Annotated in this window: 16 protein-coding genes; 9 read left to right on the top strand and 7 right to left on the bottom strand. The window is 72.5% G+C overall.

The window, feature by feature from the left end; genetic code table 11:
- Nucleotides 1-67: 67 nt before the first annotated feature.
- The 3 genes from ACIBG6_RS23575 to ACIBG6_RS23585 all read left to right on the top strand — a co-directional run bounded on the left by ACIBG6_RS23575 (nucleotide 68) and on the right by ACIBG6_RS23585 (nucleotide 1,608).
- The gene (locus ACIBG6_RS23575) at nucleotides 68-463 is read left to right on the top strand and encodes a helix-turn-helix transcriptional regulator (protein ID WP_399224497.1); all 396 of its coding nucleotides are present in this window, start codon (nucleotides 68-70) and stop codon (nucleotides 461-463) included.
- A 76-nt stretch (nucleotides 464-539) separates the two neighbouring features.
- On the top strand, nucleotides 540-959 hold the full coding sequence (locus tag ACIBG6_RS23580) for a VOC family protein (RefSeq protein WP_399224498.1): 420 nt from the start codon (nucleotides 540-542) through the stop codon (nucleotides 957-959).
- A gap of 61 nt (nucleotides 960-1,020) precedes the next feature.
- Nucleotides 1,021-1,608 carry a DinB family protein gene (locus ACIBG6_RS23585; protein WP_399224499.1) on the top strand — a complete coding sequence of 196 codons (588 nt, stop codon included), beginning with the start codon at nucleotides 1,021-1,023 and terminating at the stop codon, nucleotides 1,606-1,608.
- 27 nt (nucleotides 1,609-1,635) lie between these two features.
- Here ACIBG6_RS23585 and ACIBG6_RS23590 read toward each other — a convergent pair whose 3' ends face one another.
- Entirely contained in the window at nucleotides 1,636-2,136 is a 501-nt protein-coding gene (locus tag ACIBG6_RS23590; protein ID WP_399224500.1) for a hypothetical protein, read from the bottom strand.
- Nucleotides 2,137-2,229: 93 nt separating this feature from the next.
- On the opposite strand from ACIBG6_RS23590, the gene ACIBG6_RS23595 reads away from it, so the two are divergent.
- From ACIBG6_RS23595 to ACIBG6_RS23605, 3 genes are all read left to right on the top strand, one after another.
- Nucleotides 2,230-2,715, top strand: coding sequence for a MarR family winged helix-turn-helix transcriptional regulator (locus tag ACIBG6_RS23595; protein WP_399224502.1), 486 nt, complete (start codon nucleotides 2,230-2,232; stop codon nucleotides 2,713-2,715).
- Nucleotides 2,716-2,816: 101 nt separating this feature from the next.
- On the top strand, nucleotides 2,817-4,262 hold the full coding sequence (locus ACIBG6_RS23600) for an MFS transporter (protein ID WP_399224503.1): 1,446 nt from the start codon (nucleotides 2,817-2,819) through the stop codon (nucleotides 4,260-4,262).
- Between the two features lie 10 nt (nucleotides 4,263-4,272).
- Nucleotides 4,273-5,292, top strand: coding sequence for a helix-turn-helix transcriptional regulator (locus ACIBG6_RS23605; protein ID WP_399224504.1), 1,020 nt, complete (start codon nucleotides 4,273-4,275; stop codon nucleotides 5,290-5,292).
- 46 nt (nucleotides 5,293-5,338) lie between these two features.
- Here ACIBG6_RS23605 and ACIBG6_RS23610 read toward each other — a convergent pair whose 3' ends face one another.
- Nucleotides 5,339-6,115 (bottom strand): TetR/AcrR family transcriptional regulator, encoded by a 777-nt coding sequence (locus ACIBG6_RS23610; RefSeq protein ID WP_399224505.1) that lies wholly within the window; start codon nucleotides 6,113-6,115, stop codon nucleotides 5,339-5,341.
- 166 nt (nucleotides 6,116-6,281) lie between these two features.
- On the opposite strand from ACIBG6_RS23610, the gene ACIBG6_RS23615 reads away from it, so the two are divergent.
- The gene (locus ACIBG6_RS23615; protein WP_399224506.1) at nucleotides 6,282-7,259 is read left to right on the top strand and encodes an ATP-binding cassette domain-containing protein; all 978 of its coding nucleotides are present in this window, start codon (nucleotides 6,282-6,284) and stop codon (nucleotides 7,257-7,259) included.
- A complete protein-coding gene (locus tag ACIBG6_RS23620) occupies nucleotides 7,252-8,019 on the top strand; it encodes an ABC transporter permease (protein WP_399224507.1) in 768 nt (255 codons plus the stop codon). Before ACIBG6_RS23615 ends, ACIBG6_RS23620 begins: the two co-directional genes overlap by 8 nt.
- 2 nt (nucleotides 8,020-8,021) lie before the next feature.
- Here the strand turns inward: ACIBG6_RS23620 and ACIBG6_RS23625 are convergent, their stop codons facing one another.
- Together ACIBG6_RS23625 and ACIBG6_RS23630 are read right to left on the bottom strand one after the other, a co-directional pair.
- Entirely contained in the window at nucleotides 8,022-9,266 is a 1,245-nt protein-coding gene (locus ACIBG6_RS23625; protein WP_399224508.1) for a GNAT family N-acetyltransferase, read from the bottom strand.
- 79 nt (nucleotides 9,267-9,345) lie between these two features.
- Nucleotides 9,346-9,990 (bottom strand): ABC transporter substrate-binding protein, encoded by a 645-nt coding sequence (locus tag ACIBG6_RS23630; RefSeq protein ID WP_399224509.1) that lies wholly within the window; start codon nucleotides 9,988-9,990, stop codon nucleotides 9,346-9,348.
- A 129-nt stretch (nucleotides 9,991-10,119) separates the two neighbouring features.
- On the opposite strand from ACIBG6_RS23630, the gene dtd reads away from it, so the two are divergent.
- Entirely contained in the window at nucleotides 10,120-10,545 is a 426-nt protein-coding gene (dtd, locus tag ACIBG6_RS23635; RefSeq protein WP_317597702.1) for a D-aminoacyl-tRNA deacylase, read from the top strand.
- A gap of 16 nt (nucleotides 10,546-10,561) precedes the next feature.
- Here the strand turns inward: dtd and ACIBG6_RS23640 are convergent, their stop codons facing one another.
- Genes ACIBG6_RS23640 through ACIBG6_RS23650 form a run of 3 tightly spaced genes read right to left on the bottom strand, consistent with a single transcriptional unit; the run spans nucleotide 10,562 to nucleotide 12,615 of the window.
- Complete coding sequence (locus ACIBG6_RS23640; RefSeq protein ID WP_399224510.1) at nucleotides 10,562-11,542, bottom strand: YgfZ/GcvT domain-containing protein; 981 nt, start codon at nucleotides 11,540-11,542, stop codon at nucleotides 10,562-10,564.
- Nucleotides 11,543-11,552: 10 nt separating this feature from the next.
- The gene (locus ACIBG6_RS23645) at nucleotides 11,553-11,990 is read right to left on the bottom strand and encodes a Fur family transcriptional regulator (protein ID WP_399224511.1); all 438 of its coding nucleotides are present in this window, start codon (nucleotides 11,988-11,990) and stop codon (nucleotides 11,553-11,555) included.
- A gap of 52 nt (nucleotides 11,991-12,042) precedes the next feature.
- Complete coding sequence (locus tag ACIBG6_RS23650) at nucleotides 12,043-12,615, bottom strand: FABP family protein (protein ID WP_317597697.1); 573 nt, start codon at nucleotides 12,613-12,615, stop codon at nucleotides 12,043-12,045.
- Nucleotides 12,616-13,085: the final 470 nt, after the last annotated feature.

Consider the following 13,085-nt stretch of genomic DNA (forward strand, 5'->3'; position numbering starts at 1 on the left):
GTGGCAGCCGCAGCACCGAAACCGCTGGTCAGATGCTGTGACAGCGTCGCGTGCGATGCTGGGGAGCGTGAGGCTGGAGGATCTGGTGCGGTTGCGGCGCGCGCGGGACGTGATGGACCGCGACTACGCGCTGCCCCTCGACGTACCGGCGCTGGCCAGGGTCGCGCTGATGTCGGCCGGGCACTTCTCCCGCAGTTTCCGCGCCGCCTACGGCGAGACGCCGTACAGCTACCTGATGACCCGGCGCGTCGAGCGGGCGAAGGCACTGCTGCGGCGGGGCGACCTGAGCGTGACCGAGGTCTGCTTCGCCGTGGGCTGCACCTCCCTCGGGTCGTTCAGCTCGCGCTTCACCGAGCTGGTGGGCGAAAGCCCGAGCACGTACCGGGCCCGGCGCCACGAGGCGGGTGCCGTGATCCCGGCGTGCGTGGCGAAGGTCCTCACGCGCCCGACCAGGAGCGACTGACACCGCCGAGGAACGGCGGCCGAAGCGGTCACGATCGGAGAAGCGCGTTCCGGATCACCGTCGTAGCGTCGAAGCCATGAACGTCAAACTCTCGCAGTGCTTCATCGCCGTCGACGACCACGACAAGGCGCTCACCTTCTACCGCGACGCCCTCGGCCTGGAGGTCCGCAACGACGTCGGGTTCGAGGGGATGCGCTGGGTGACCGTCGGTTCGCCCGCGCAGCCGGACGTGGAGATCGTCCTCGAACCGCCGCTCGCCGACCCCAACGCCTCGGCCGCCGACCGCCAGGCCATGGCGGAGCTCCTTGCCAAGGGCATGCTGCGCGGGGTGATCTTCTCCACCGACGACGTCGACGCCACCTTCGAGCACGTCCGGGCGGCGGGCGGCGAGGTGCTCCAGGAGCCGGTCGACCAGCCGTACGGCGTCCGCGACTGCGCCTTCCGCGACCCGGCGGGCAACATGCTCCGGTTCTCCCAGCCCCGCGAGGCCGGCTGACGACCGCCCCTCCCCACCCCCTTCATGGCAGCATGCCCGGAGGGCAACAGGGAGGGTCGGCATGACAGTTGAGACGCACACCCCGGACACGGCGGGGCCCCGGCGCCGCGCGGACGTCCTCGACGAGACGGCGCGCCCGGGGCCGCGCCGCTTCTCCGGTCCCGCGACCGGGGACGAGCGGCAGATGCTCGTCGGGTTCCTGGCGGACCAGCGCGCGACCCTGGTGCTGAAGTGCGCGGGCCTCACCGACGACCTGGCCGACCGCGCCGTCGCCCCGTCCACGCTCTCCCTCCTCGGCCTGGTCCGGCACCTCGCCGACGTCGAACGCCGCTGGTTCGGCGCGGTCCTCGCCGGTCAGGCCGATGCGGCGCCGCTCTTCTCGTCGCCCACCGACCCGGACGGGGACTTCGACGGCGCGACCCCCGACGCGGCGGCCGTCACGGCGGCCTGGGACGCCTGGCACGCGGCCGTCGCCTTCGCCGAACGCTTCACGGCCGAGGCCCCCGACCTCGACGTCTCGGCCCACGACTCCTGGCGCGGAACGGTCTCGCTGCGCTGGGTCCTCCTCCACATGATCGAGGAGTACGCCCGCCACAACGGCCACGCCGACCTCCTCCGCGAACGCATCGACGGCACGACCGGCATGTGAGCCCCACGTGAGCGGCGCTCCCCCCGTTCAGTCCGCGTGTGCCGCCCAGTCCGCGCGTGCCGCCCAGGCGGCGAGCGCCGCGTAGTCGGCGTCGCCGAGCCCGCGCCGGGGATCCACCCGGTGGAGGAGCGCCCGTCCGGGATGGCGGCGGGCGACCCACGCCCGGTCGGCGGCCCCGATCTCGTCGTCCACCCAGGCGAACGGCCGCCCCGCCGCCCACGCCACCAGAGCCGGCACCTTCCAGTGGACACCTGGCTCCTCGGGACCGTCCGGCCAGGGGACGAGGGGCAGGGCGGGCAGCCCGAGGCGCGGGGCCACCCAGGCGTTGGCGTCCTCCTCCCAGGTCGTCGCCCACACCAGCTCGTACGGGAGGGCCGCGAGCCGCGCCCCTTGCGCGGGGTCGAGCCGTACGAGGAGCGGGCTCACGGACGGGGACGGCACGGGCGGGTACGTCGGGTACGGCCGTTCCCGCGCGCCGAACGGGATCAGCGGCCCGTCCACGTCCAGGAAGAGCAGGGGCGCGGTCACACCCCCATCCTGCCCGGCCGGGCCCGCCCCCACCAGCAATTCATCCGCTTCCTTACCATCCGCGACGGATCGACTTTCGTTACCCTGGCAGACATGACAGCCATGGCGCCCACCCGCACCGAGCCCGACCTCTCCTACCTCCTCGACCACACCAGCCACGTCCTGCGCACCCGCATGACCGCCGAGCTCGGCGAGATCGGGCTCACCCCCCGCATGCACTGCGTCCTGGTCCACGCCCTGGAGGAGGAGCGCACACAGGCGCAGCTCGCCGAGATCGGGGACATGGACAAGACCACGATGGTGGTGACCGTCGACGCCCTGGAGAAGGCCGGGCTCGCCGAGCGGCAGCCGTCGAGCACCGACCGGCGGGCGCGGATCATCGCCGTCACCGAGGAGGGGGCGAAGGTCGCCCAGCAGAGCCAGAAGATCGTCGACGGGGTCCACGAGAAGGCCCTCGCCTCCCTCCCCGGCGACGAGCGCGAGGTCCTGCTCCGCGCACTGAACCGCCTGGTCACCGGCCACCTGGAGACCCCCGTCGAGGGCCCGAAGACGGCCCGCCGGGCACGGCAGCGCGCCTGACCCCACAGCCACCCTCGAAACTCCTCCCGTAAAAAATAGTCTGCAACAAAACCATCTGCTAACGTCTCTCCTGTTGCCGCCGCCGAACAGGAGAGAAGCTCATGTCCACGCCTGCCAGCACCTCCCGCCACCTCGCCCTCGGCGTCCTCGCCACGAGCATGCTGATGACGGTCCTCGACGGCAGCATCGTCACCGTCGCGATGCCCGCCATCCAGAGCGACCTCGGCTTCACCCCCGTCGGCCTCAGCTGGGTCGTGAACGCCTACCTCATCGCGTTCGGCTCGCTGCTCCTCCTCGCCGGCCGCCTCGGGGACCTCATCGGCCGCAAGCGGATGTTCCTCCTCGGCACGGGCCTCTTCACCGCCGCCTCGCTCCTCGCCGGCGCCGCCACCTCCCCCGAGGTCCTGATCGCCGCCCGCTTCCTCCAGGGCGTCGGCAGCGCGATGTCCGCCGCCGTCAGCCTCGGCATCCTCGTCACCCTCTTCGCCGAACCCCGCGAACGCGCCAAGGCCATCGCCGTGTTCAGCTTCACCGGCGCCGCCGGCGCCTCCCTCGGCCAGGTCCTGGGCGGAGTCCTCACCGACGCCCTCGCCTGGAACTGGATCTTCTTCATCAATCTCCCCATCGGCGTCGCCGCCCTCCTCCTCGCCCTCCCCGCCCTGCCGGCCGACCGCGGCCTCGGGCTGAAGGCCGGCGCGGACGTCATCGGCGCGCTGCTCGTCACCTCCGGCCTGATGACCGGGATCTACGCCGTCGTCACCATCGAGGAGTACGGGGCCGGTTCGGCGCACACCCTCGGCTTCGGCGCCCTCGCCGTCGCCCTCCTGGCCGGCTTCCTCGTCCGCCAGACGAAGGCCGCCAACCCCCTCATGCCCCTGCGGATCCTCCGCTCGCGCAGCGTCTCCGGCGCCAACCTGGTCCAGATGCTGATGGTCGCCGCGCTCTTCTCCTTCCAGATCCTCGTCGCCCTCTACCTGCAGAAGGTCCGCGGCTACGGCGCCGCCGAGACCGGCCTCGCGATGCTGCCCGCCGCCGCCGTCATCGGCGTCGTCTCCCTCGGTGTCTCGGCCCGCCTCATCGCCCGCTTCGGCGAGCGGAACATCCTCCTCACCGGCCTCCTCCTGCTCGTCGGCGTCCTCGGCCTGCTGACCCGCCTCCCCGTCGACGCGAACTACGTCACCGACCTGCTCCCCGTGATGCTGCTCGCCGCCGGCTTCGGCCTCGCGCTCCCCGCCCTCACCTCGCTCGCCATGTCCGGCGCCGAGGAGAAGGACGCGGGCCTGGCCTCCGGTCTCTTCAACACCACCCAGCAGATCGGCATGGCCCTCGGCATCGCGGTCCTCTCCACCCTCGCCGCCTCCCGCACCGAGTCCCTCACGGAGGCCGGCCGCTCCACCGCCGAGGCCCTGACCGGCGGCTACCACCTGGCCTTCGCCGTCGGCACCGCACTCGTCCTCGCCGCCCTGGCCGTCGCCTTCACCGTCCTGCGCCCCGTCCGGAACCAGCCGGAGGCGCGGAAGCCCGAGCGCGTCCTCACCACGCTGTGACAATGACGCCATGAGAGCCGACCGCCTCGTCGCCGCCCTGCTCTTCCTCCAGACCAGGCACCGCGTCACCGCCGCCGAACTCGCCGCAGAACTGGACGTGTCCGAAAGGACCGCCCGCCGGGACCTCGAAGCGCTCGCGAGCGCCGGGGTCCCGGTCCGTTCCCAGGCGGGCGTGGGCGGCGGCTGGTCGTTGGTCGGCGGCGCCCGTACCGATCTGACGGGCCTCACCGCCCCCGAGGTCCGCGCCCTGTTCCTCCTGCTCGACAAGACGCCCGCGAGCCCGCAGACCCGGACCGCCCTGCGCAAGCTCGTACGGGCCCTCCCCTCGCCCCTCCGCGCGGGCGCCGAGGCCGCCGCCCGCGCGGGGACCGCCGACGGCACCGACTGGGCCGGCGCCCCGGTCTCGGTCCCGGAGGAACCCCGACTGGCCGCTCTCCAGCAGGCCGTGGTCGAGGAACGCGAGCTCACGATCGGGTACGCCCGCCCGGGCCGGGAGCCGAGCGAGCGGACCGTCCACCCGCTCGGGATCGCCACGAAGACCGGCGTCCACTACCTCGTCGCCGGTACGGAGCACGGCCTGCGCATCTTCCGGGTCGGCCGGATCGTCTCGGTGACCGAGACGGGCGCCCCCGCCGTCCGCCCCGAGGACTTCGACCTCCCCACCGCCTGGCGCGTGCTCGCCACCCGCATGGAGGACCGCATGGTCGCCGCGACGGTCCGGGGCAGAGCGGCCCCGGGCACGGAGTCGGTCCTCGAAGGCCTCGTCGAAGGGCGCGTACGGTACGGGGATCGCGCCCCGGACGGCTGGACGACCATCGAGATCGACGGCCCCTCGCCCGAGGTCGTCGCCGCCCGACTCGCGGGCCTGGGAGCCCGCGTGGAACTCCTCGACCCACCCGAGGCCCGCGCGGCACTGGCCCGCATCGGCGCCGAACTCACCGCGCTCTACGGGAAGACGGATCCGTCCCCGGACACTCCTCCGGAGGCCCCTCCGCGTGCACCAGAGCCGGCCGCGACACATCCCGGCTGAGCACCACGTACAACCCATGAGGCAGCGGCGCCAGAGCCGCCCCGGGTCATGACGCGCTCCCGTCCACCAGTACCGCGACGCCGTCCAGGATCCGGTCGAGGCCGAAGCGGAACTCGGCCTCGGGCTCGTCCGCGACGTCCAGTACGCCCGAGTCCAGCAAGCGCCCCACCGCCGGGTACTTCTCCGGGTCCGCGAGCCGCCTCAGGGTGCGGCCGTAGCGGGCGAGGACCTCGTCCGGGCTGCCGTCGCCCGCCGCCATCGCGGCGGCGAGGTCGGCGGTCATCAGGGCCTCGTTCTTCACGAACCCGGCGACGAGCAGGGTCACCGAGATCTTGGCGCCCTCGTCGAGGCCCGTGTCCGCCATGGCGACGAGGGCCTTCTCCCACCAGGCGACCATGTGCGGGGTCGCGGGCGGCCCGAAGACGGGGACCCGCAGCATCCAGAGGTTGCGGTGGTAGACCTCGCGCATCCCCCAGGCCCACGCCCCCATCGCCTCGCGCCAGCCCGTGCCGGGCGGGAAGAGCTCGGGCGGGGCGCCCGTCGCGGCCTCCTGCATGAGGACGTACAGCTCGCTCTTGGCGGAGACGTACCGGTAGAGCGACATGGGCGAGACGCCGAGCTCCTTGGCGACCCGGCCCATGGAGACCGCGTCGAGCCCCTCGGCCGAGGCGAGGGAGACGGCCGCGCCGACGATCCGGTCCAGGGTCAGGCCGGGCTTGGGCCCCTTCGAGGGGCGCTCCCGCAGCCCCCAGGCCGCCTCGATGCTCGGCGGCAGGAAGGTCCCGCCGTCGTCCGCGCCGTTACCGCCGTCGTCGCCCGCCATGACCCGCCGCCTCCGCACCTCGCACACGTCCCACGCTTGACGCCCATCCTAGTAATGCGTAACCCTTACACAGTAACGCGTATGGCATACGCAGTACGCGGTGAGCAGTACGCAGTCACGGGTCACGGCACTTCGCCACGACCTCATGAGCCCCAGGGAGCACGCCATGCCACCTCCGGCCGTCGAAGCCACCGGCCTGACCAAGACCTACGGAGGCGTACGCGTCCTCGACGCGCTCGACCTCCACGTCGCACCCGGCACGGTCTTCGCCCTCCTCGGCCCCAACGGCGCCGGGAAGACCACCACCGTCCGCATCCTCGCCACCCTCACCACGCCCGACGCCGGGCACGCGCGCGTGGCCGGGCACGACGTCGTCACCGCGCGCTCCCGGGTCCGCCGCGCGATCAGCCTCACCGGACAGTTCGCCGCCGTCGACGAGACCCAGACCGGCGCCGAGAACCTGTGGACGGCGGCCCGGCTCTCCGGCCTCTCCCGGCCCGCCGCCGCGCGCCGCGCCACCGAACTCCTCGAACGCTTCGGCCTCGCCGCCGCCGGCGACCGGCTGACCAGGACGTACTCGGGCGGCATGCGCCGCCGCCTCGACCTGGCCGCAGGACTCGTCCGCGACCCGGGCGCGACCCGCGTGATGTTCCTCGACGAACCGACCACCGGCCTCGACCCGCGCAGCCGACAGGAGCTGTGGGAGGTGGTCCGCGAACTCTCCGCGAGCGGTACGACGGTCTTCCTGACCACCCAGTACCTGGAGGAGGCCGACCGGCTCGCCGACCGCATCGCCGTCCTCGGCAACGGCCGCACCCTCGCCGAGGGCACCCCCACCGAACTCAAGGCCCGGTACGCCGCCCACCGCCTCGACGTCGTCGCGTACGACGGGGAGGGTTACGTACGACTCGCCGCCCGCACCACTCGCTCCGCGACCCACGACCCCGCGTCCCGCACGCTCGGCGTCCCCACCGACGGCAGCGCCGTCCACGTCCGCGAACTGCTCGACGCACTCGACCCCGAGCGCCGGGACATCGCCCGCTTCACCCTGCACACGGCCACGCTCGACGACGTCTTCCTGACCCTCACCGCCGCCGACGACGACAACGCCAACGCCAACGCCAAGGAGACCAGCCGTGTCTGACGGCCTCACCGGCGGTCTCACCGCCGCGAGCACCCTCGCCGGGCGCGGCATCCGCCTCAGCCGCCGCAACCTCGACGCCGTCATCACCTCGATGATGATGCCGATCATGCTGATGCTGGTCTTCGTCTACTTCTTCGGCGGAGCCATCGACACCGGCACCCGGTACGTCACCTACGTCGTCCCCGGCGTGCTCGTCCTCTGCGCCGGATTCGGCGCGGCGAGCACCGCCGTCACCGTCAGCGAGGACATGCGGCGCGGGGTCGTCGACCGGTTCCGCACGCTCGACGTCGGCGGAACGCCGTTCCTCGCCGGGCACGTCGCGGCCACCGTCACCCGCAACGCCCTCTCCACCACCCTCGTCCTCGGCGCGGCCTTCGTCATCGGCTTCCGCCCGACCGGCACACCGGGCGGCTGGCTCGCGGCGATCGGGCTGCTGCTCGCCTGGATCACCGCCGTCTCCTGGCTGTCGGCGGCCCTCGGGCTCGTCACCAGGACGGCGGAGGCCGCCGGCGCGATCACCTTCTTCATGATGTTCCTGCCGTACCCGAGCAGCGCGTTCGTGCCGATCGACACCATGCCGAGCTGGCTGCACGGCTTCGCCGAGCACCAGCCGGTGACCCCGCTCATCGAGTCGATGCGCGGCCTGCTGCTCGACCAGCCGGTCGGCGACGCCCCGTGGGTGGCGCTGGGCTGGTGCGCGGCCCTGCTCACCCTGGCGCTCGCCGCCTCCGGCTTCCTCTTCCGCCTCCGGACCCGCTGAGGTCAGAAGATGTCGGGCGAGAACGGCCGCAGCGGCGTACGGAACAGCAGGTCGGCACGGGCGGCCGCGCCCGGCGTCGGCTCCTCGACGCGCCCGACCCGGGCCAGCCGCACCGCCGACTCGTCACCGAAGGCGAGCGTGCCCAACTCGGCGACGTCCAGGACGAGATCGGCGGAGTCGGCCGTACGGACACAGGCCGCGCCCGTCGGGGAGGCGTCGAGGCGGTAGCGCCCGCCCGCCGGACCGTCCGCGTCCCGCAGGTCGAGGACGAGGCTGCCCTCCACCGGATACGTCCGGCTCTCCAGGACCCGGACGACGTCGAGGACCCGGACCCACAGCATGTCGACGTACGTCACCGTCTTCGCCGCGCGCGGGTCCGGCAGGAGCAGCGGCAGCAGGTCGTCGGGCGCCCGGTAACCGGAGCGGACCGTGCTGATCCAGTCGATCGAGCAGACGTACTGCCAGAGGGCCCGCTCGGCGGCCGGCGTGACGGCGATCAGGTCCCGTACGGACGCGGTGTTCACGGGCTGCTTGGCGTCGTCCCACTTGTCGTCGGCGCTGTAGGCGACGAACCCCTCCACCTCGCCGGACGCGGAGCGGTAGACCGCGTAGAACGGCTCCTTCCACGGGTCGAGCTGGTACCCGAGACCGGTACCGAGCTCCCAGCCGCGCGTGGTGCGGTCGGTGACCCCGGCGCGGACGCCGGCGAGCCGGCGGTGCAGTGCCGGACCGATCTTGCGGATCTCCTCGCCGTCGGACAGGTCGATCCGGCCGCCGTCGTCCGGGCGCCCCGTGCGCTTCGGGTCGAGCCCGGCGCGCCGTACGTCGACGCTCCACTCGGTGCACCAGCTGGCCGGGCCGAAGCCGTACCGCCCGTAGATCGGGTATTCGGCGGCGATCAGCGTGGCGATCGCGTCGCCCCGCTCCTTCGCGGCGGCGAGGTCGGCGCTCATCATGCGGCCCAGGAGCCCCTGGCGCCGGTGCGTCGGGGAGACGGTGACCTGGGTGATGGCGTCGGCGGTGAGGCTGCCGCCGCCGACCGTGCTGACCTCCTGCCGGAACGACCGGAGGGTGCCGACGATCCGGTCGCGGTCGAAGGCCCCCAGCGTCCGCGCGAGGTCGGAGTTCGCGAGGCGGTCGGCGACCAGGTCGTCGGAGGTGTTCGGCGGTCGGAGGAACCCCGTCTGCAGGGCGAGGAGCCAGCCGGGGAAGTCGGATTCCGTCACCGCGCGCACGTCGACACTCATTCCCCGACCCTACGCAGCGCCGTACGGACCTCGCACACGAGTTTCCCGCGAGGTCCCGAGGCCCCGGCCCCGCGCCCCCTCAGGCCAGCAGGTCGTCGACCTGTGCCTCGCCCTCCCGGTAGCGGCGGGCGATCTCCCCGCTGCAGTCGTCGGCGGTCCGCTGGAGGCCCTGCCGCCGGTGCGAGATCTGCTGCTCGTACCCCGCGAGCCGCCCCATCGCCGTGTGCAGCTCCTCGTCCGTACGGGCCGTCAGGTCCGACAGCTCGACCTCCGACAGCATCTCGGACGCCAGCCGCCGGTACTCCTCGCCGCGCGGAGTCGACAGCGTCACGTGCCGCGCCGACGTCCGGTGGCGCGAGGGCACGTCGGCGAGGATCTCGGAGAGCCGGTCGAGGACCGGGGCCTCCGGGTCGGTCCGCCGCGCCAGCTCGGCCCGCAGGATGTCGATCCGACCCTGGAGCATCCGGCGTACGTAGCTCAGGTCGGCCTCGTCGCTCTGCGCCTCCCGGCGCAGCGCGCGCAGCTCGGGCAGCCGCAGCGCGCCGAGGTCCGGCTGCGCCCGGTCCGCCAGGGCCGGCTCTCCGGTCCGCTGCACGGGCGGACGCACGATCGGGCTTCCACCCATGCCTCCTCCCACGCCTCCTCCAGGGCTTCGTCCCACACTCGCGGCGCGGAACAGCGGTACGGGGCCGGACGGCGTCGGCCCGGTGCCAGGTGCACTCATGTGAATCGTCCCCTCGACCGGTGCGGAGCCGCACCGCCTGACAGGCATCGTGCCACTCCCACCCGTGCGCGTGCAGGCGCTCTGCACCCGTTCGGCCCCCCACTGTTCCCGGCCGGTACGTTGGGACACATGCGAGCTGTGGTGCAGAGAGTGGACGGCGCGAGCGTCGTCGTCGCAGGGGAGACCGTCGGAGAGATCGTCGGCGAGGGGCTGTGCGTCCTGGTCGGGGTGACCCACGACGACACCCCGGAGAAGGCCGCCCAATTGGCCAGAAAGCTCTGGTCCGTCCGGGTGCTCGACGGCGAGAAGTCGTGCTCCGACGTGAACGCGCCGCTGCTGGTGATCTCTCAGTTCACCCTCTACGGAGACGCCCGCAAGGGCCGCCGACCCACCTGGAACGCCGCCGCCCCCGGCCCGGTCGCCGAGCCCCTCGTGGACGAGGTCGTCGCGCAGCTGCGGAACCTGGGAGCGCACGTGGAAACGGGCCGCTTCGGAGCGGACATGCGCGTCTCGCTCACGAACCACGGCCCGTTCACGGTCCTGCTGGACGTCTAACGGCTCAGCGGCTTCCTCACGGCTCGACGACCGTCTCCTGCGCGGCCGCCGTGTTCCCGACGACCAGCGGCGCGTCCACGGGGACGTTCCGCTTCACCAGGGCCAGGGCGATCGGCCCCAGCTCGTGGTGGCGGACGGCGGTCGTCACGAACCCGAGCTGCCGGCCCTCCTCCCCGTCGGCGGCCAGCCGGACCGGCGCACCGTGCGCGGGCAGCAGGACCTCGCTGCCGTCCAGGTGCAGGAAGACCAGGCGGCGCGGCGGCTTCCCCAGGTTCTGCACGCGGGCGACGGTCTCCTGCCCCCGGTAGCAGCCCTTCTGGAGGTGGACGGCGCTGCCGATGAGGCCGACCTCGTGCGGGATGGTCCGGTGGTCGGTCTCGAAGCCGAGCCGCGGCCGGTGCGCCTCGACGCGCAGCGCCTCGTACGCGAGGATCCCGGCGGCCGGGCCGTGCGAGGCGGCGAAGGACTCCAGGTCGGCACGGGGCAGGAACAGGTCGCGGCCGTGCGGGGTCTCCCGTACGACGGCGCCCGCGGGGACCTCGGCGATGGAGCCGGCCGGGAGGTGGACGACCGCGATGTCGTCCGTACGGTCGGCGACCTCGACCCGGTAGAAGAACTTCATCGACTCCAGGTAGGCGACGAGCTCCTCCCGCGTCCCCGGCTCGACGTGCGCCCAGAGCGTCTCGCCGTCGTCGACGAGGTACAGGGCGTGCTCGATGTGCCCGTTCGCGGAGAGGACGAGCGCCTCGGTCGCCTGCCCGGGCGGCAGGTCGGTCATGTGCTGGGTGACGAGCAGGTGCAGCCAGCTCAGCCGGTCGTCGCCGGTGACGGCGACGACACCGCGGTGGGAGAGGTCGACGAAACCGGAGCCGTCGGCGAGGGCGCGCTGCTCGCGGAACAGATCGCCGTAGTGGGCGGCGACGCCTTCGTCGCGGCCTTCGGCGGCGACGGCGCCGGGCAGGGCCAGCAGTGGGCTGATCTTTGAATGTCGCTGCATAGGAGCCAGCCTACGACTCGCCGTCGGCTGCCTTCCCGGCACACTCGGCGCAGCGGCCGAAGATGGCGAAGTGCTTCATGTCCGTCTCGAAGCCGAAGGCCTCGCGGAGCTTCCCGGTGAACTCGGCGGCCACCTCGACGTCCGCCTCGATCACCTCGGCGCAGTCCCGGCAGACCAGGTGCAGATGGTGGTGCCGGTCGGCGAGGTGGTACGTCGGAGCCCCGTGCCCCAGATGGGCGTGGCTCACCAGCCCGAGTTCCTCCAGGAGCTCCAGGGTCCGGTACACGGTGGAGATGTTCACCCCGGACGCGGTCCTGCGGACCTCGACCAGGATCTCGTCGGGCGTCGCGTGCTCCAGCGCGTCGACGGCCTCGAGGACGAGCTGACGCTGCGGCGTCAGCCGGTAGCCGCGCTGCCGCAGGTCGCTTTTCCAGTCGGTGGTCACCACGCCCTCCAGTGTAGGAGGACGCGGCGCGCCACCCCGGTCGTCTACCGGATGTCTAGCGGAAGAAGGCGATGCCGTCGTCCGGCAGGTCGCCGAGGTTACGGGCCATCTCCGCGACCTCCTCGGGCGTCACGACCTTCTTCAGGTGCGCCGACATGTAGGGGCGGAGCGGGACCTCGGGGGTCGCCTTCTCGCCGACCCACATGAGGTCGCTCTTGACGTAGCCGTAGAGGCGCTTGCCACCGCTGTACGGGCCCGAGGCCGCCGTCCGGGCGACGGCGTCCGTCGCGAGGTCGATCTGCGGCTTCTGGTCGGCGAGCTCGCCGTACCAGATCTCGACGATGCCCTCGTCACGGACCATGACGATCTCGACCTTGCGGTCCTTGTCGATGCGCCAGTAGCCGCTCTCGCTCTCCAGCGGACGGACCTTGTTGCCGTCCTTGTCGAGGACCCAGGAGTGCGAGTGGTACTCGAGGAAGTCCCGGCCGTCGTGGCTGAACGTCACGGACTGGCCGAAGTTGCACTTCTCGGCGCCGGGGAAGTCGGAGACGCCCGCGCCCTCCCACGTACCGAGCAGGAACGCGAGGGGGACGAGGTCCGGATTGAGGTCGGACGGGATCTCGATCATGAGCAGCTCTGGCGTTCTCTAGAAGTGGTTAGCGCTGGCCCTGGTACAGCTTCTTCACGGCCAGTCCGGTGAAGGCGAGCACGCCGACGGCGACGAGGACCAGCAGGACTTCGAAGAAAATGATCACAGGGTGCTCCTCGACTGAGCGGTGAAGGCGGAACGGGCCGGACCCCAGCTTAGTGGGCGGGGGCCCGGCCCACTCTGTGAGGTGGGTCTAGGGGGTGTCTTGTCGATCAGGCCGGATCAGGGAGCGGCGGCTGGTGCCGTGCATCGCAAGGCGGAGGAGGGAGTCATGGCGGAGTCATGGCGAGTGACGACAACGCGGCGAGGCGCGGTGCCGGCCGCCGCGAGCCCGGCCTGATCGGCAAGACACCCCCTAGTACTGCAACGGTCTATGTTGTGACGGTTGGGCAGTTTCTGGTGGTGTGTGGCCGCGTCGTTTGTAGTGGCTGATGCGGGCTTGGTGTTGT

The organism is Streptomyces sp. NPDC050842 (assembly GCF_044456565.1).
Classification (GTDB): domain Bacteria; phylum Actinomycetota; class Actinomycetes; order Streptomycetales; family Streptomycetaceae; genus Streptomyces.

What these genes read in the sequence shown, in the direction of transcription:
- ACIBG6_RS23580 (WP_399224498.1), top strand. Translation starts at nt 540, where the DNA reads ATGAACGTCAAACTCTCGCAGTGCTTCATCGCCGTCGACGACCACGAC.
- ACIBG6_RS23585 (WP_399224499.1), top strand. Translation starts at nt 1,021, where the DNA reads ATGACAGTTGAGACGCACACCCCGGACACGGCGGGGCCCCGGCGCCGC.
- ACIBG6_RS23595 (WP_399224502.1), top strand. Translation starts at nt 2,230, where the DNA reads ATGACAGCCATGGCGCCCACCCGCACCGAGCCCGACCTCTCCTACCTC.
- ACIBG6_RS23600 (WP_399224503.1), top strand. Translation starts at nt 2,817, where the DNA reads ATGTCCACGCCTGCCAGCACCTCCCGCCACCTCGCCCTCGGCGTCCTC.
- ACIBG6_RS23605 (WP_399224504.1), top strand. Translation starts at nt 4,273, where the DNA reads ATGAGAGCCGACCGCCTCGTCGCCGCCCTGCTCTTCCTCCAGACCAGG.
- ACIBG6_RS23610 (WP_399224505.1), bottom strand. Translation starts at nt 6,115, where the DNA reads ATGGCGGGCGACGACGGCGGTAACGGCGCGGACGACGGCGGGACCTTC.
- ACIBG6_RS23615 (WP_399224506.1), top strand. Translation starts at nt 6,282, where the DNA reads ATGCCACCTCCGGCCGTCGAAGCCACCGGCCTGACCAAGACCTACGGA.
- ACIBG6_RS23625 (WP_399224508.1), bottom strand. Translation starts at nt 9,266, where the DNA reads ATGAGTGTCGACGTGCGCGCGGTGACGGAATCCGACTTCCCCGGCTGG.
- ACIBG6_RS23630 (WP_399224509.1), bottom strand. Translation starts at nt 9,990, where the DNA reads ATGAGTGCACCTGGCACCGGGCCGACGCCGTCCGGCCCCGTACCGCTG.
- dtd (WP_317597702.1), top strand. Translation starts at nt 10,120, where the DNA reads ATGCGAGCTGTGGTGCAGAGAGTGGACGGCGCGAGCGTCGTCGTCGCA.
- ACIBG6_RS23640 (WP_399224510.1), bottom strand. Translation starts at nt 11,542, where the DNA reads ATGCAGCGACATTCAAAGATCAGCCCACTGCTGGCCCTGCCCGGCGCC.
- ACIBG6_RS23650 (WP_317597697.1), bottom strand. Translation starts at nt 12,615, where the DNA reads ATGATCGAGATCCCGTCCGACCTCAATCCGGACCTCGTCCCCCTCGCG.